We start from the raw sequence: 17,113 nt of genomic DNA on the forward strand, positions 1-17,113 counted from the left end.
ATGGATTTTACACTTTATAGGTCAGACTTTGCTGGCGTGGAAGCGAATTGCCGCTATCCCAGGCAGCAGAAAATCAGCTGTGCCGAGGACCTGAAGGCGGCAGCCGCCTTCGATCATGTCTGCGTAGCCTTCGAAGATTGTTATCGGAAGCGGGAGAATTTTCTCTCCGCCGACGTCCTGGTCATGGATTGTGACAACACTCACTCGGAGAATCCTGCTGACTGGATTACCATGGAAAACCTCCTGGCCATGCTGCCAAAAGTCTCGGTGGCCATCGTGCCGTCAAGGAATCACATGAAACCCAAGGACGGCAAGTGTGCCAGACCACGCTTCCATGCCTATTTCGGGATTCCGGATATCACGGATGAACAGCACTATGCAGAACTGAAGCGGGCAATCCACCGTGCCTATCCCTTCTTTGATGAAGCGGCTCTCGATGCAGCCCGGTTCATTTATGGCTGCCCTGTCGAGAAAGTATTGTGGCAGGACGGGGAAACGACAATCGACCAGGTACTCAAAGTGGGAGATACCGAGTCACGCAGTATCCCGGCCGGACGCCGGAACAGCACCATGAGCCGTTTTGCCGGCCGCGTCATCAAACGTTACGGGGCGACGGAAAAGGCGTACCAGATTTTCCTCGACGAAGCGGAAAAGTGCGACCCGCCGCTTCCCGACACCGAGCTGAACACTATCTGGGGCAGTGCCGTACGGTTCGGCAAGCGCATCGCAAAGCAGGAAGGTTACGTCAGCCCGGATGAATACAACAACGATTTCGGCACCCGGGACTCCTTGCGGCCGGAGGATTATTCGGATATCGGCCAGGCCAAGGTCATCGCCAGAGAATACGGCAACGAGCTGCGCTACACCGACAGCACGGATTTCATCCGCTACGATGGCATCTGCTGGGAAGAATCGCGGCAGGCAGCGGTCGGTGCAGCGGAAGAATTCCTGGATTTGCAGCTGGCTGATGCTAATGAACAGTCCGAGCAGGCACTCATGGAATTAGCAGGGACAGGGATTTCGGAAGATATCATCCGTAAGGGCGGACGGAACCTGGAGAAGATGATCGAGGAAAAGCAGACCAAAGTCTACGCCGCCTACCTTGCCGCAGAAGCGTACCGGAAGTTTGTCCTGAAACGCCGCGATATGCGCTATATCCTGTCGGCCCTGCAGGCACTGAAACCCATGGTCCAGATGCCTATCCAGTCACTGGATGCAGATGAATTCCTGCTGAACACCCCGTCTTATACATATGATCTGCGGAAAGGGATGCGGGGACGGCAGGAACACCGAGCGACGGACTTCATCACGAAATGTACCTCTGTAGACCCGGGCATCGAAGGGAAAGCTATTTGGGAACAGGCCGTCCGGCAGTTCTTTACCGGCGATACGGCGCTCATCGACTACGCCCAGGAAATCAGCGGTCTCATGGCTATCGGCAAAGTCTATGTAGAAGCCCTGGTCATCGCATACGGCGACGGCCGCAACGGCAAGTCGACCTACTGGAATTCCCTGGCCCGCGTCCTTGGCAGCTACTGCGGCGGCATCTCTGCCGATGCCCTGACGGCAGGCTGCAAGCGGAACGTCCGTCCGGAAATGGCGGAGCTGAAGGGGAAGCGCATGATCATTGCCGCCGAAATGGAAGAAGGTGTCCGGCTATCTACGTCCATCCTGAAACAGCTCTGCTCGACGGATGAAGTGAGCGGCGAAAAGAAGTATAAGGATCCTTTCAAGTTCGTACCGACACACACGCTGGTCCTCTATACGAACCACCTGCCCAGGGTAGGCGCCAATGACGAAGGGACATGGCGGCGTCTTATCGTCATGCCCTTCAAGGCCCAGTTCGAAGGGAAGAGCGACATCAAGAACTACGCAGACTACCTGGTGGAGAAAGCCGGTCCTGCCATCCTGCAGTGGATTATCGAAGGGGCGGAGAGGGTCATTGCCAAGAACTATCACCTGGATACGCCTGATTGCGTCGCATCTGCCATCAATGAATACCGCGGGCAGAATGACTGGCTTCGGCATTTCCTGGATGACTGCTGTGAAGAAGATGCCTCTTTCAGCGAGAAGTCCGGGGAACTTTATACGGCCTATCGGCTGTACTGCCAGCAGATGAACGAGTATACCCGCAGTACGACGGATTTTTACGGAGCATTAGAGAAAACTGGGTTTGACAGGCGTAAGCGGAAAGCCGGGTATTTCATTTATGGGCTGAAGCTGAAAGTCACAGATTTCCTGTAAGAAAAAGGGAAGGGTGCAGGTCGGTGCAGGTCAATATATAAACCCCCTTTAGGGCTGAAAAATAGAAAAAATGTCTTTAAGGGAAGTTTATGAAACGACCTTCACCGACCTGCACCCCTATAAAAAAGGGGTGAGTAATATGCGAGAGAAAGTAATCGAACACCACCTGGTGATGGAAACGGAGAAGGCTGGCGGTAAGGCAGTGAAGCTTGTTTCGCCATCATTTGCAGGTATGCCGGACCGCTTGATTCTATTGGCTGATGGGAAGATGGGCTTTGTGGAAGTAAAGGCGCCGGGGCAGAAGCCAAGGCCGCTGCAGCTGAAGCGCCATGCCATGTTGCGACGGCTGGGCTACCAGGTATTCGTCCTGGATGCCATGGAGGATATTCCCGCAGTCCTGAAGGCTATCGCCCACATGCCTGATGGGAAAGGGGGCGGAGGTGCATGAAGTTCATGCCGCATGATTATCAGAAATACGCCATCGAATACATCAAGTCCCATCCCATTACAGCCCTGTTCCTAGACATGGGCCTTGGCAAGACGGTGACAACGCTGACAGCCATCCGTGACCTCATGTATGATGCCTTTGAAGTTAAGCGGGTGCTGGTGGTAGCTCCGCTGCGGGTGGCGAGAGACACCTGGCCGGATGAACTCAGGAAGTGGAATCACCTGAAAGAGCTGACCTGCAGTGTGGTCGTGGGAACCGTGGCAGAACGGCGGCGGGCTTTGCAGCAGGATGCGGATATCTATATCGTGAACCGCGAGAACCTGGCCTGGCTCTATGAGAACAGCCGCCTGGATTTCGATATGGTCGTCCTGGACGAGCTGTCGAGTTTCAAGAACCACCAGTCGAAGCGGTTCCGGGCCATGAAGGCCATGCGGCCGAAGGTGAAACGCATCGTAGGGCTGACGGGGACACCAACCGGGAACGGCTTGATGGATCTCTGGGCCGAGTTCCGTATCCTGGATATGGGGGAGCGGCTGGGAAGATATATCAGCCAGTACCGTAACTTATACTTCAAGCCGGATAAGCGCAACGGCATGGTGGTGTATTCCTACAAGCCCCTGCCGGGAGCGGAAGAAGCCATCTATCACCAGATTTCCGACATCACCATGTCCATGAAGGCAACAGATTATCTGGAGATGCCGGAACTGGTGAGCGTAGCGAAAGAGGTCCGCTTGAGTGAAACGGAAAAGAAACGGTACGATGAGCTGAAGAAGTCCCTGGTACTGGAGCTTCCAGGCGGCGAGGTCACCTCTGCTAATGCTGCATCGCTTACCCTGAAGCTTTCGCAGATGGCGAACGGCGCCATTTACACAGATGACAAGAACGTCGTGAATATCCATGACCGTAAACTGGAGGCCCTGGAAGACCTAGTAGAAAGTGCCAACGGGAAGTCTGTCCTGGTGGCGTACTGGTTCAAGCACGATAAGGACCGCATCCGGGAGCGGATGGAAGCCAGGGAACTGAAGGAGCCGCAGGATTTCGCCGACTGGAACGCAGGAAAGATTCCTGTGGCCCTCATCCATCCAGCTTCTGCCGGACACGGCCTGAACCTGCAGAAGGGTGGTTCCATCCTGATCTGGTTCGGCCTGACTTGGAGCCTGGAGCTGTACCAGCAGACCAACGCCCGGCTCTGGCGGCAGGGGCAGGCGGACAAGACGGTCATCATACAGCACATCGTAGCCAAGGACACGATTGATGAACGCATCCTGAACGTCTTGAAACACAAAGACGGAACCCAGGCGGCTTTGATTGATGCCGTAAAGGCTGACCTGGGCATGACGGAAACAGGAAATGGGGGTATACTATGAAGCAGGAAACAGAAGAAGAAGAAAAGCGTATGGAAGCCAAGGCGTACCTGGAACAGGCACGGAACATCAACATACAGATAGACAGCAAGCTGGAGCAGGTATCGTCTTTGCGGCAGCTGGCCATCAAGGCGTCATCGACACTCAGCCCGGTGCCGCCGAGCGGGACGCCTAACCCGCACCGACTGGAAGAAACCATTGCCCGCATGATGGATATGGAGCATGAAGTGGATGAAGCCATCGACGGCCTGATCGAACTCAAGGCAGATATCATGAAAGCCATCAGCCGGATTCCGGATGCCCGGGAACGGGTCATCCTGGAACTCCGCTACTTGGCCTTTAAAGACTGGGCATCCATTGCCGATGCCCTCGGACTTCATGTCCGCCAGGTGTACCGCCTGCATGACGAAGCCCTGAAACACATCGAGATTCCTGGCGAATGTCACTGAATGTCACTAAAGCAGCACTTGATGTCACAGGCTTCTGTAAGATATACTATAATCAGCAAGAAAAGAATGAAGGACCGAGGTTTGAACGCTATCGGTCCTTTTTTGATGCCGGAGATGATGTAAATGCCCAGAAGACCGAATACGCCTTGCAAATATCCGGGCTGCCCCAGGCTGGTGCCGTATGGAAGAAAATATTGTGAGGAACATGAACGGCAGTGCCAGGGCGACCGGGCCAGTGCAGAGACACGTGGTTACGGATGGGAGTGGCAGAAGGCTAGAAAGTTTTTCCTGAAACGCCATCCCTGGTGCATTCGCTGCAAAGCAAAAGGCCGTCTCGTCCCGGCAACGGTCGTTGACCATATCAAACCGCATCGCGGTGATGAGAAACTGTTCTGGGACGAAACGAACTGGCAGCCCCTTTGCAAGAGCTGTCATGACCATAAGACGATGACCGAAGACCGGAACATCGAGTACAAGTACTGAATCCGTCCGTAGGGCGGGGGGATGCAAATCTCTGTGACCCTTCCGTCCATGACCGCCGCCCCCTCAAACGTGAAAAAACGCGAAATTCATAAGGGGGGATACCCGGCATCTAAAATCGAATCATCTGCTCCAGGCTATTTGGCCCGGAGCTTTTTTGTTGTGTGAAAGGAGCCTGTCATGAACGACTGCCAGCGTCGGCAGATAGAAGCCATGCGGAAGCAGGGGATGGGCTACAAAGCCATCGCCAGGAAGACCAAGCTGTCACGGGACAGCGTACGGAATTATTGCAGGTGGCACCACCTCGCCGGTTACGGCAGAGCGGTGGCGGCTGCCTTCAGAGAGGAGCAAGCGTGTGAAGACATCGGATATGGAATGGAAGATGATGCCCATCGGCCAGCTGAAGCCTGCGGCATATAACCCCAGGAAGCAGCTGAAGCCTGGCGACAAGGAATACGAGAAAATCAAGAAGTCCATTCAGGAGTTTGGCTATGTGGAACCCATCATCGTCAATTACGACATGACGGTCATCGGCGGGCATCAGCGCCTGACCGTACTGAAGAATCTGGGCTACGAAGAAGTCCAGTGTGTCGTTGTCCATATCGAGGATGAGCATAAGGTCAAGGCGCTCAACATCGCACTCAATAAAATCACGGGTGCTTGGAACGAACAGCTCCTGGCCGACCTCATCGTCGATTTGCAGAGCGTCGACTTCAACGTCGACCTGACGGGCTTTGAGGCACCGGAAGTGGAACAGCTCTTTTCCAAAGTCCACAACAAGAAAGTGAAAGAAGATGACTTTGATGTCGACGGTGAACTGGCAAAGCCGACCGTCGCCCGGGCGGGAGATATCTGGTTCCTGGGTGACCACCGCGTCATCTGTGGCGATGCGACGCTGCCGGAAACCTATGAACGGCTGATGGTGGGGAAGAAGGCCAACATGGTGCTGACGGATCCGCCGTATAACGTCGATGTCGAAGAAACGGCCGGCAAGATTAAGAACGACAATATGCCGGATGACAAGTTCTACCAGTTCCTTTTCGCGGCCTTCGTCAATATGGAACAGAACATGGAGCAGGATGCTTCCATCTATGTATTCCACGCAGATACCCAGGGGCTGAACTTCCGCAAGGCATTCAAGGACGCAGGCTTTTACCTGTCCGGCTGCTGCATCTGGAAGAAGAACGCCCTGGTGCTGGGCCGCAGCCCGTACCAATGGCAGCACGAGCCGTGCCTTTTTGGCTGGAAGCTGAACGGCAGGCATCAATGGTATTCCGACCGCAAGCAGACGACCATCTGGGAATACGACCGGCCGAAAGCCAGCAAAGAGCATCCCACCATGAAGCCTGTAGCTCTCATGGCCTATCCTATACAGAATTCATCCATGAGCCACTGCATCATCCTGGACCCGTTCCTCGGTTCCGGTTCTACGCTCATGGCCTGCCAGCAGACGGGCCGCATCTGTTACGGCATCGAGCTGGACGAGAAGTTCGTCGACGTCATCGTCAGGCGCTACATCAGTGAATATGGGGACGCGGGTGTGTTTATCCTGCGCGGGGATGAAAAAATCCCCTATGGTGATATTGCACCTGAAACAGATGAATAGTTTCTCCCAAAGATGCAGAATAACTTGCTATTATCGGAGTTCAGAGTGATATATGTACTAACAAAAAAAGGAGGTACATACATATGACCATCAAAACCAATCTGGACGACCGCAAGGAACTGGCGAAACACCTGATTCCCTTCAACCATAACGAAAAACTGCACTATGCAGGAACTCCGACCTTTGCTTTTGAAGGCTGCGGCTTCCGCATCCTCCGAAGCGGAGAAATCGAATGTGATGACGAAAAGACGCAGCAGGCCCTGCGCCGCTTCCTCGAAGAGGAAGGGCTGGTGGAACCGGAAGCAGAAGCCGAAACAGAAACCATCGAAGTCGGTGTTCCCATTGACGGGATGGACGGCATCCATCTCCGCAGCCTGATCTTCACCCTCAGCGCCCAGCAGTACCTGCTGAACCGCGCAGCAGGCTCCGAGAACTTCCATATTACAGAAGACTGCGTGACGGCCCTGAAAGAAGCCGCACTTACTGACGCTGCTTCCTTCTTCAAGGTGTACGGTACTTGCCTAAGCGGCAATAAGGGTATCCGTCTGAATGAAGAATCGGCGACCTTCTGCTTTGCCGACAAGGGGAACGCCGTAAAGAACCGGGCCATGGTGGAACTTTTCGCCTTCCTGATTAGCGCGGCCCGCAAAGCAAAGCGGGTACAGCCTGCGGTGAAGAAACCGGAGAACGAAAAGTACTATTTCAGGAGCTGGCTCCTGCGCATCGGCATGGGGACCAAGGCCAGCCATGAATCCCGCATGGCCCTGATGAAGGACCTCAACGGCTGGAGTGCTTTCCGCACGGAAGAAGAAGCAAAGCGTCATGCAGAGCGGGTGAAAGCACACCGGAACCGGTAAAATTAATCCATAATTATTCTCAAAATGACTTGCTATTGTGTGCCTTTAGAGTGATATATGGTGTACCGAGAGGACACACGCACACATAGAAAGGACAGAGAGAATTATGAAAACACAGCACTTTGGCATCGAAATCGAAATGACAGGGATTACCCGCAGCAAGGCGGCCAGCCTGATGGCCACCTTCTTCGGGACGGAACGCAAATACCACGAAGGCGGCGCCTACGACACCTACATCGCAGAAGACGGACAGGGACGGAAATGGAAAGCCATGAACGATTCCAGCCTGGTTCCCGAAAAGAAGGTCGGCGGACGCACTGTTGAAGCCTCGACAAACTACCGCACCGAAGTGGTCAGCCCCATCCTTTCCTACGACGACATCCCGAGCCTGCAGGAACTCATCCGCACCCTGCGCAAGGCCGGCGCTTTCGCCAACAGCTCCTGCGGCATCCACATCCATGTGGGGGCGGAACGGTTCACGCCGAAGACACTGCGGAATCTGGTGAACGTCTTTTACAGCAAGGAAGATCTGATCTACCGCGCACTGAGCATCAACCCGGGCAGGGAACACCGCTACTGCCGCAAGACCAATGAAAAGTTTCTCAGGGAGCTGAATAAGAAACGGCCGGCGACGATGGCGAAATTCGCAGACCTCTGGTACATGGAAGCCCCCTGCGGACGGAACATGCATTACAACAGCAGCCGCTACCACGGCCTGAACATCCACGCCACCTTCACCAAAGGCACCGTCGAGTTCCGCCTTTTCAACGGCACCCTCCACGCCGGCGAAATCAAAGCCTACATCCAGTTCTGCCTTGCCATGACCCACCAGGCCCTGACCCAGAAGAAAGCCTCGGCACGGAAAACGGAAACGGACAATGAAAAATACGCCTTCCGCTGCTGGATGCTCCGGCTTGGCCTGATTGGCGACGAGTTCAAGACCTGCCGCCATCACCTTTTGAAGAACCTGACGGGCAACGCCGCATGGAGACACGCAGCCGCCTGAAGGGAACGATAAACTACACACAGGGCAGCCCCGGCTGCCCTTAAGGGGGTAGAAGGACATTCCCTTCAGAAAGGATGAGCAATATGAAGAAATACTACATCGCTTACGGAAGCAATATGGACGAACAGCAGATGGCCGTACGGTGCCGCGACGCCGGCCTTGTGGGGACAGGATTCATTCAGGGATACGAGCTGCTTTTCAAAGGCTCGCTGACAGGCTGCTACGCCACCATCGAACCCAAGGAAGAAAGCACTGTTCCCGTCACGGTCTGGGCCATCTCCAAGGCCGACGAGAAGCGGCTGGACCGTTACGAAGGCTTCCCGACGTTCTACTACAAGAAGGATATCGAAGTGCAGATGAAAGATGGGGCGATTACAGGGCTGGTCTACATCATGCATGAAGACCGTCACTGCGGGATGCCATTCCCTTGGTATTATGAGCAGATGGAACGGGATTACCGGAAATTCGGCTTCGACCGCGTCATCCTGAAAAAAGCACTGGAAGCCAGTAAAGCAGGCATGGCCGGGATGCGGGTGAAGCTAATCTATATGGAGGACCCGCAGGCACCGGCACTGGGGACGGAAGGCACCGTCCAGTTCATCGACGATATAGGGACCATCCACGTGGCATGGGATACGGGCTGCAGCCTTGGTCTGGTGCCGGGAGTCGATGAATGGAAAATCCTCAACTAATCTATCAGAAATGACTTGCTATATTATGCATTTAGAGTGATATATATACATACCGAAAGGAAAACACTCAAAGCATAAGAAAGCGGGGAAATAACGATGAGAACAATCATTACCTTGGATGGAAAGAAAATCAGCAAGAAAGCCGCCTGTGAACAGTTCGGCAAGGAAGACATGGAAAGAAAAATTAAGGAAGCGAAACAGACCTTCATGGAAGATCCATGGGTCGAAAACAGCTGGTGGATGGGGAAAGGGATGCTGACCATCAGCTTCTGCTAAGAAGCAGGCGCCAAAAGAGGGCTGGGAATCAGCCCTCTTTTCTCATCAAGCTCCTCAAGAAAATGCATAAATTCTCAATATAAAGCTCACTATTATGTGCCTTTAGAGTGATATATATACATACCAAATGGGAACACCCACAAAGGAAAAGCACATGAAAGCGAGGAAAAACATGAAAGACTTGAACGCAATCGACAAACAGAACCTGGACGGAGCATACGGAGCCACCGCAGTAGCGATGGACTGGCCGGAAGACCTTTCCGAAAAGGCGAAAGAAGCTTTGGGTTACCTGGATGACACTGCTTACCTTTTCCATTACCTTGGGAAGTACATCATCACCGACGAAAGCCTCTGGCTTACAGAATTTGGAAACGGCACCATGGACAGCCCTTACGATTTTCCCAGAGCCGAATTTAGCAGTCTTGAAGAAGTCGGCCCCTGGCTGGAAAGTGTGGCGGACGAACTGGAAGATTTCTAACTTAACACACAAACAGCCCTGCGGGGCTGTTTTTTATTACAGAAAGGAGGTGTATGGCTTGGCAGTACGAGGAAGGAAGCCGAAACCGACAGCCCTCAAAGTATTGGAGGGCAATCCCGGCCATCGGCCGCTCAATAAGAAAGAACCCATGCCCAAAGGCAAACTGCCGCGCTGCCCGGAGTGGCTGGAAGATGACGCCAAGAAAGAATGGAAGCGGCTGGGAAAAGTCCTCGCCGAGATGGGGATGCTGACGGAAATCGATCGTGCCGCTTTCGCCGGTTACTGTCAGGCCTACGCCCGCTGGAAAGGGGCTGAGGAATTCATTACCCAGCACGGCGACATGGTACGGACGCCGAACGGCTACCTGCAGCAGGTACCGCAGGTGTCCATCGCCCAAACGAACCTCAAGATCATGCTGAAGTTCTGCGAGCAGTTCGGCCTGACGCCGTCTGCCCGGAGCCGCATGATTGGAGAAGACACGGGCGGCGAACGGGAAGTGGATGAAATGGAATTGATTCTAAGGGGGTGAGTGGTTTGGCGTTTGTATATAGGCCGTCAGCGTTCATGCTGCCGGATTCCCATTACAACAAGGACAAGGCCGACAGGGCGGTTGCCTTCATCGAGCATCTCTGTCATACCAAAGGCAAATGGGCCGGGCAGCCGTTCCTGCTCCTGCCGTGGCAGGAACAGATTGTGCGTGATCTCTTCGGCATCGTCAAGGAAAACGGCAAGCGGCAGTTCCTGACGGCCTATATAGAAGTTCCAAAGAAGAACGGAAAGAGCGAGCTGGCTGCCGCTATCGCTTTGTACCTTCTTTATGCCGATAACGAACCGAGTGCCGAAGTGTATGGTGCGGCCTGTGACCGAAACCAGGCGTCCATTGTCTTTGATGTGGCACGGCAGATGGTCGAGATGAGTCCGGCCCTGATGCGCCGCTCCAAGATACGGACGGCGGGCAAGCGCATCATCAATTATCGCAACGCCGGGTTCTACCAGGTGCTGTCGGCGGAAACCGGGACCAAACACGGACTCAATGTGTCGGGCCTGGTCTTTGACGAAATCCACGCCCAGCCGAACCGCAAGCTCTATGATGTCCTGACCAAAGGCTCCGGCGATGCCCGGGAGCAGCCGCTCTTCTTCATCATCACGACGGCGGGCAACGACAAGAACAGTATCTGCTATGAGCTGCACACAAAGGCCCTTCACTTGATGGCGGGCCGAAAGAAAGACTACACCTTTTACCCCGTTGTCTATGGCCTGGAAGGGGAAGCGGACTGGACAGATGAAGCCAACTGGTACAAAGCGAATCCTTCCCTTGGCCACACCATCCAGATCGACCGCGTCCGGGAAGCGTACCAGAACGCTATCGAGAATCCGGCCGAGGAGAATGTGTTCAAACAACTCAGATTGAATATCTGGACTTCGGCCAGCATCCGCTGGATACCGGAACAGGTCTACGATAAGGGGAATCTCCCCATTGACCTGGATTCCCTGCGGGGGCGGATGTGCTACGGCGGGCTGGACTTGTCCAGCACATCGGATATCACGGCCCTGGTACTGGCCTTCCCGCCCCGGACGGAAGAGGAAAAATATATCCTGCTGCCATTCTTCTGGCTGCCGGAAGACACACTGGAACTTCGCTGCCGACGTGACCATGTCCTCTACGACGTCTGGCAGAAGCAGGGCTTCATCCAGACGACGGAAGGAAACGTCATCCATTACGGCTTTATCGAGAAGTTCATCGAACGCCTGGGGGAAACGTACTACATCCGGGAAATCGCCTATGACCGCTGGAACGCCACCCAGATGGTGCAGAATCTTGAGGACATGGGCTTTACCATGGTGCCTTTCGGCCAGGGGTTCAAGGATATGTCGCCGCCGTCGAAGGAGCTGTTCAAGCTTCTGATGGAAGGGAATATCAACCATGGCGGCAATCCCGTCCTCAAATGGATGGCCGGCAACGTCGTCATGCGCCAAGACCCTGCGGGGAACATCAAGCCGGACAAAGAAAAATCCGTCGAAAAGATCGACGGAATCGTGGCGTCCATCATGGCACTGGACCGCTGCGTCCGCAACGGGACTGGCAGCGGCAGCGTCTATGATGAACGGGGCGTTATTGCATTTTGATTAACGTAAATAATCTATGCAGATTTTAAGGATATAGGCTCCCCAGCTATTAGGATATACACGATTGGTATGACCGAATGAATTGGGCTTTTGCATTGTAGAGGTTTGATATCGCCATTCATCAGATAGCCTGTCAAAATTCCAGAACACTACTTTTTGGACAGAACCATCTTTTACTTGTTTTACAGCACAAGTTATTTTTGAATAGTCGTTGTTCCATTGAATTGATTCACTGACAACATAGGCTTGGTAGTTACCATCCTGAGGAGCGGCAGTATATGCCCAGATGTCAGTGGCTTCGGCAGATTGTGGGAAAAGCCAAAGTGAAAAGCAAAAGATAAAAAATACGGCAAGATAAGATAGATATTTTTTCATTGGGCATCATTCCTTTCGTAATTTGAAAATATCATAAATTTGTCGATAGAGCAATAGGAGGTTTCCATGCACATCCCTTTTTTATCCAGCCTGTTCCGTACCCGGGACAAGCCTCAGAACTATTATATCGGCACGGATTTCCGTTATCTGTTCGGCCCCTCTGCCAGTGGCAAGACGGTGAACGAGTTCACGGCTATGCAGACGACGGCAGTGTATGCCTGCGTCCGCATCCTGGCGGAAACTCTGGCAGCCCTGCCGCTCCAGCTGTACCGTTACACGCCTGGCGGCAAGGAGCGGGTCTATGACCATCCGCTGTACCATCTACTCCATGATGAGCCGAATCCGGAGATGACTTCGTTTATCTTCCGGGAAACGCTCATGAGCCACCTGCTCATCTGGGGCAATGCTTACGCCCAGATCATCCGCGACCGATTAGGGCGGGTACAGGGACTATACCCGCTCAGGCCGGACAAGATGACCGTCTGCCGGGATGACCGGGGAAAGATTTTTTATCTGTATACCAAGACGGGAGATGAGAATCCGAACATCAAGCCGTATGGTCAGGTGGCCCTGCAGAAGGAAGAAGTGCTGCATATCCCCGGCCTTGGGTTTGACGGCCTGGTCGGTTATTCGCCGATTGCCATGGCCCGCAATGCCGTGGGCATGACCATGGCCTGCGAGGAATACGGTGCCTCTTTCTTTGCGAACGGGGCCAGCCCCAGCGGGGTGCTGGAACATCCAGGCGTTCTGAAGGATCCGGCCAAAGTCCGGGATTCGTGGAATGCCGTCTACCGGGGGACGGGCAATGCCCACAAGGTGGCTGTGCTGGAAGAAGGCATGAAGTACCAGCAGATCGGCATCCCGCCGGAAGAAGCACAGTTCCTGGAAACACGGAAGTTCCAGCTCGATGAGATTGCCCGGCTCTACCGCATCCCGCCACACATGATTGGCGACCTGGAGAAAAGTTCCTTCAATAACATCGAGCAGCAGTCCATGGAATTCGTGAAATACACGTTAGACCCATGGGTCATCCGCTGGGAGCAGGCCATGCAGAAAGCCCTATTCCTGCCGGAAGAGAAGAAGCAGTATTTCCTGAAGTTCAACGTGAACGGCCTCATGCGCGGCGACTACGAGAGCCGCATGACCGGGTACAGCATCGGCCGGCAGAACGGCTGGCTGTCCGCCAACGATATCCGGGAGATGGAAGACATGAATCCCGTCCCCGATGAGGAAGGCGGTAATCTGTACCTGGTGAACGGCAGCATGACCAAGCTCAAAGATGCCGGGGCCTTTGCCCGGAAGGGAGAAACGAATGAAACATAAATTTTGGAAGTGGGTGACCAATGCGGCCCCCGATGCCTTCGGCAGTGAACGGACGCTGTACCTGGACGGCCAGATCTCGGACGAGACCTGGTGGGGCGATGAGGTAACGCCGAAGGCGTTCAAGGAAGAACTGAATGCGGGCAGCGGCGATATCACCCTCTGGATCAACAGTCCGGGCGGTGACTGCTTTGCCGCTGCCCAGATTTATAACATGCTCATGGAATATCCGGGGAACGTCACCGTTAAGATTGACGGACTGGCTGCTTCGGCGGCCTCTGTCATCGCCATGGCCGGGACCAAGGTCTGTATGTCGCCAGTGGCCATGCTGATGATCCATAATCCGGCGACCCTGGCCTATGGTGACCAGTCAGAGATGGAAAAGACCATCGGCATGCTGAGCGAAGTCAAGGAAAGCATCATCAACGCCTACGAAATCAAGAGCGGCCTGGCCCGCACGAAGATTTCTCACATGATGGATGACGAAACCTGGCTCAATGCAAAGAAGGCGGTAGAACTTGGCTTTGCCGATGAAATCCTGTTCGACCAGAAGAAGGACAATGGAGAGCAGCCGGAAGCCATGATTTATACGCCAGTAACTGTTACCAATTCGTTGGTACAAAAACTGAAGCCCCATGAACCGATTCATAAAGTGCCAGCCGCATCCTTAGAAAAACGGCTGGCATTGCTCATTCATTAAGGAGGACAACAATGGATACGATTTTAGCACTGCGTGAGAAACGCAAGAACCTCTGGGATGCCGCCAAGAATTTTCTGGATACCGTCCGTGATGAAAATGGCATGGTCTCTGCAGAAGATGCGGCTCGCTACGACAAGATGGAAGCGGATGTAGTAAATCTCGGCAAAGAAATCGACCGCCTGGAACGCCAGCAGCAGCTCGACGCCCAGCTTGCCCAGCCCACTACTACACCGATTACTGAACTCCCTGGCGCAGGCCAGAATGGAGCAGAAAAGAAAGGCCGTGCGTCTGATGCCTATCGTAAGGCTTTCTGGGACAGCATCCGCCATAAGAACTTCATTGATGTACAGAACGCCCTGAGTGCAGGCACCGATGCTGATGGTGGCTATCTGGTACCGGACGAATTCGAACACCAGCTCATCGACAAGCTCCAGGAAGAGAATTTCTTCCGCGGCCTGGCCACGGTCATCCACACCAGCGGCGACCGCAAGATTCCCATCGTGACGGGTCATGGCGAAGCGTCCTGGATGGAAGAGAACGGCCTCTACCCGGACAGCCAGGATACCTTCGGCCAGCAGTCCATCGGGGCGTACAAGCTGGGGACGGCTATCCGTGTGTCGGAAGAACTGCTGAACGACAGCGCTTTCGACCTGGAAAGCTACATTGCCGGTGAATTTGCCCGCCGTATCGGCACGAAGGAAGAAGAAGCCTTCCTCACCGGTGACGGGAAGAACAAGCCGACTGGCGTGTTCCCGTCCGCGGAGCTGGGCGTGACAGCCAATGGCGCATCCATCACCTTTGATGATGTCATCGACCTGTATCACTCCCTGCGCATCCCGTACCGCCGCAAGGCCGTATGGCTCCTGAACGATGCAACCATTAAGGCCTTGCGCAAGGTGAAGGACAACAACGGCAACTACATCTGGCAGCCGTCTGTCACGGCCGGTACGCCGGATACTATCCTGAACCGTCCCTGCTACTGCACTTCCTTTGCACCGGAACTGGCGGCGGGCAGCCGTCCCATGCTCTTCGGGGACTTCAGCTACTACTGGATTGCCGATAGGGAATACCGCTCCTTCAAGCGGCTTAACGAATTGTATGCCGCCAACGGCCAGATCGGCTTCCTTGCCAGCCAGCGCGTCGATGGCATGCTGATGCTCAAGGAAGCGGTCAAGGCCCTGGAGATGAAAGCGAAGGGATAAGCCATGATTGTGACGCTGGAAGAAGCCAGGGAATACCTGCGGATTGATGAAGATGACACGAGTAATGATGACGTCATCCAGTCTTCCCTGGAAACAGCCCAGGCCCTCTGCCTGGACTTGGCCCGCTGCGAGGAAGCGGATGCCGAAGAGAATCCCGTCGTGTTCCATGAAGCCATCCTCTATGCTGCGGCTTTTTTGTATGAACACCGTGAGGAAGCGGACTACGCAGGACTTTTGAAACGTCTGCGCTGGCTGCTGTTCGGGGTCCGGCGGAGCTGTTTTTGAAAAAGGGGGGATGCCCATGAAGACGGGGCTTTTGAACAAACGGATTGAGATTCTGGGAAAGCAGGCCGTGACGGATGAATATGGTTTCGATACCCAGGCTGACGTCGTAGTATATCGCTGCTGGGCATCCATCGAGCCTGCCCGGGGCAAAGTGTTCTATGAGATGGAACGCAAGGCGGACACGGAGTACAGCAAGATCACTATCCGCTGGCGTCCCCATATCACCCATGATATGAAGGTGAAGTATCAGGATCACTTCTACGACATCGACACCATCGTCGACCCGTACATGCGCCATGAAGCACTGGAACTGTACTGCACGGAAGAAGTGAGGGGGACGGGCAATGAGCGGAAGTGACTTTGAGGTCAAAGGATTGGATGACCTTTCAGAAAAACTGCTTTCTGCTATTGAAGAGTTTCCCGGCACTGCCGAGAAGGGCCTGGTGACGCTTGGCAACAAGCTCAAAAAGGAGTGCGTAAAAAACACGCTGGAAGGCAGCACGGGCAAGCTGAAGAAAGGCTGGAAGCATAAGGTGGAAGGGTATAACGGCTCGGAGCTGACCTATGAACTGGTCAACAGGCATCCGGTCCATCACCTCTTGAATAACGGCCATGTCAAGAAAACGCCGGGCGGCAGGACCGTGGGCTATTATGAAGGCCGGCACTATACGGAGAAATCCGTCAAGGTCTTCGAAGCCAGCGACTTGCAGCCGGGACTGGAGAGACTCACGAAGAAGCTCCTCAAGAAAGCAGGCGGCACATGATCCATGATCTCGATATTCTGCAGGCGGTGCAGCAGAAATTCAAAGAGCGGTTCCCGTATCCCGTCTACCTGCAGGAAGTCAAGGAAGGCTTTGCGCCGCCGGCCTTTTTCCTGAAGACAATGACGGTAGCGACGCCGCAGAAAGAAAACGAGGTCTACCGGGATACGGACCTCTACATTACGTATCTGCCGAAGAAGCAGGAAAAAAGCACGGCCATCTACGCCGTGCTTTTTGCTGCGGAAAATTTATTCCGGGACGGACTGAAAGTCGGCAACCGTTATCTCCCTGTCGTGTCTATGAGTGAGGAGCTGATGGGGACGGACAATGACGGCGGGCGTCTGACGCTGACCTTCCAGTACTATGACGTCCGGGAAAAAGAAGAAACGGCAGAAATCATGAAGGTATTGCATCAGCGGTACCAGGGAAAGGAGACGTAACCC

General features: G+C 54.2%; 21 protein-coding genes. 20 read left to right on the forward strand and 1 reads right to left on the reverse strand.

Annotated elements, in window-relative coordinates; genetic code table 11:
- The 13 genes from RVY80_RS05315 (at position 1) to RVY80_RS05370 (ending at position 12,027) form a co-directional block, all read left to right on the forward strand.
- Positions 1 to 2,244, forward strand: a complete 2,244-nt coding sequence (locus RVY80_RS05315) for a phage/plasmid primase, P4 family (RefSeq protein ID WP_127007640.1) — start codon at positions 1 to 3, stop codon at positions 2,242 to 2,244.
- A 70-nt stretch (positions 2,245 to 2,314) separates the two neighbouring features.
- Positions 2,315 to 2,692, forward strand: a complete 378-nt coding sequence (locus RVY80_RS05320) for a VRR-NUC domain-containing protein (protein ID WP_263969962.1) — start codon at positions 2,315 to 2,317, stop codon at positions 2,690 to 2,692.
- Complete coding sequence (locus RVY80_RS05325) at positions 2,689 to 4,059, forward strand: DEAD/DEAH box helicase (protein WP_127007638.1); 1,371 nt, start codon at positions 2,689 to 2,691, stop codon at positions 4,057 to 4,059. The genes RVY80_RS05320 and RVY80_RS05325 overlap by 4 nt, the downstream gene beginning before the upstream one ends.
- The gene (locus RVY80_RS05330) at positions 4,056 to 4,505 is read left to right on the forward strand and encodes an ArpU family phage packaging/lysis transcriptional regulator (protein ID WP_317329874.1); all 450 of its coding nucleotides are present in this window, start codon (positions 4,056 to 4,058) and stop codon (positions 4,503 to 4,505) included. Before RVY80_RS05325 ends, RVY80_RS05330 begins: the two co-directional genes overlap by 4 nt.
- Positions 4,506 to 4,628: 123 nt before the next feature.
- The gene (locus RVY80_RS10215) at positions 4,629 to 4,988 is read left to right on the forward strand and encodes an HNH endonuclease (protein ID WP_127007634.1); all 360 of its coding nucleotides are present in this window, start codon (positions 4,629 to 4,631) and stop codon (positions 4,986 to 4,988) included.
- 352 nt (positions 4,989 to 5,340) lie between these two features.
- The gene (locus RVY80_RS05335) at positions 5,341 to 6,591 is read left to right on the forward strand and encodes a site-specific DNA-methyltransferase (protein WP_225723665.1); all 1,251 of its coding nucleotides are present in this window, start codon (positions 5,341 to 5,343) and stop codon (positions 6,589 to 6,591) included.
- Between the two features lie 83 nt (positions 6,592 to 6,674).
- Positions 6,675 to 7,448, forward strand: coding sequence for a hypothetical protein (locus RVY80_RS05340; RefSeq protein WP_127007630.1), 774 nt, complete (start codon positions 6,675 to 6,677; stop codon positions 7,446 to 7,448).
- A 106-nt stretch (positions 7,449 to 7,554) separates the two neighbouring features.
- A complete protein-coding gene (locus tag RVY80_RS05345; protein WP_127007628.1) occupies positions 7,555 to 8,454 on the forward strand; it encodes an amidoligase family protein in 900 nt (299 codons plus the stop codon).
- 83 nt (positions 8,455 to 8,537) lie between these two features.
- Entirely contained in the window at positions 8,538 to 9,146 is a 609-nt protein-coding gene (locus tag RVY80_RS05350) for a DUF4314 domain-containing protein (RefSeq protein ID WP_127007626.1), read from the forward strand.
- Positions 9,147 to 9,242: 96 nt separating this feature from the next.
- Positions 9,243 to 9,422: a hypothetical protein gene (locus RVY80_RS05355; protein WP_127007624.1), complete on the forward strand. Its 180-nt coding sequence runs from the start codon at positions 9,243 to 9,245 to the stop codon at positions 9,420 to 9,422.
- A 172-nt stretch (positions 9,423 to 9,594) separates the two neighbouring features.
- Positions 9,595 to 9,900, forward strand: coding sequence for a hypothetical protein (locus tag RVY80_RS05360; protein WP_151384939.1), 306 nt, complete (start codon positions 9,595 to 9,597; stop codon positions 9,898 to 9,900).
- A gap of 58 nt (positions 9,901 to 9,958) precedes the next feature.
- The gene (locus RVY80_RS05365; RefSeq protein ID WP_127007620.1) at positions 9,959 to 10,429 is read left to right on the forward strand and encodes a phage terminase small subunit P27 family; all 471 of its coding nucleotides are present in this window, start codon (positions 9,959 to 9,961) and stop codon (positions 10,427 to 10,429) included.
- 5 nt (positions 10,430 to 10,434) lie between these two features.
- A complete protein-coding gene (locus tag RVY80_RS05370; protein ID WP_192496426.1) occupies positions 10,435 to 12,027 on the forward strand; it encodes a terminase large subunit in 1,593 nt (530 codons plus the stop codon).
- Here RVY80_RS05370 and RVY80_RS05375 read toward each other — a convergent pair whose 3' ends face one another.
- Entirely contained in the window at positions 12,028 to 12,402 is a 375-nt protein-coding gene (locus RVY80_RS05375) for a hypothetical protein (protein ID WP_127007618.1), read from the reverse strand. It lies immediately after the preceding gene.
- A gap of 66 nt (positions 12,403 to 12,468) precedes the next feature.
- Here RVY80_RS05375 and RVY80_RS05380 point away from each other — a divergent pair, with 66 nt between their 5' ends.
- From RVY80_RS05380 to RVY80_RS05410, 7 genes are read left to right on the forward strand one after another with little or no spacing between them, the layout of a single operon-like run.
- Positions 12,469 to 13,725: a phage portal protein gene (locus RVY80_RS05380; RefSeq protein WP_127007616.1), complete on the forward strand. Its 1,257-nt coding sequence runs from the start codon at positions 12,469 to 12,471 to the stop codon at positions 13,723 to 13,725.
- Entirely contained in the window at positions 13,715 to 14,422 is a 708-nt protein-coding gene (locus RVY80_RS05385; protein ID WP_127007614.1) for a head maturation protease, ClpP-related, read from the forward strand. Before RVY80_RS05380 ends, RVY80_RS05385 begins: the two co-directional genes overlap by 11 nt.
- 11 nt (positions 14,423 to 14,433) lie before the next feature.
- Entirely contained in the window at positions 14,434 to 15,624 is a 1,191-nt protein-coding gene (locus RVY80_RS05390) for a phage major capsid protein (RefSeq protein WP_277202918.1), read from the forward strand.
- Positions 15,625 to 15,627: 3 nt separating this feature from the next.
- Positions 15,628 to 15,909: a head-tail connector protein gene (locus RVY80_RS05395; RefSeq protein ID WP_127007610.1), complete on the forward strand. Its 282-nt coding sequence runs from the start codon at positions 15,628 to 15,630 to the stop codon at positions 15,907 to 15,909.
- A 16-nt stretch (positions 15,910 to 15,925) separates the two neighbouring features.
- Positions 15,926 to 16,267 carry a phage head closure protein gene (locus RVY80_RS05400; protein ID WP_225723666.1) on the forward strand — a complete coding sequence of 114 codons (342 nt, stop codon included), beginning with the start codon at positions 15,926 to 15,928 and terminating at the stop codon, positions 16,265 to 16,267.
- Positions 16,254 to 16,673, forward strand: a complete 420-nt coding sequence (locus RVY80_RS05405; protein ID WP_317329875.1) for an HK97 gp10 family phage protein — start codon at positions 16,254 to 16,256, stop codon at positions 16,671 to 16,673. The genes RVY80_RS05400 and RVY80_RS05405 overlap by 14 nt, the downstream gene beginning before the upstream one ends.
- A complete protein-coding gene (locus RVY80_RS05410; protein ID WP_127007604.1) occupies positions 16,670 to 17,110 on the forward strand; it encodes a phage tail terminator family protein in 441 nt (146 codons plus the stop codon). Before RVY80_RS05405 ends, RVY80_RS05410 begins: the two co-directional genes overlap by 4 nt.
- Positions 17,111 to 17,113 lie beyond the last annotated feature (3 nt).

It is taken from the genome of Veillonella absiana, assembly GCF_032970865.1.
Classification (GTDB): domain Bacteria; phylum Bacillota; class Negativicutes; order Veillonellales; family Veillonellaceae; genus Veillonella; species Veillonella absiana.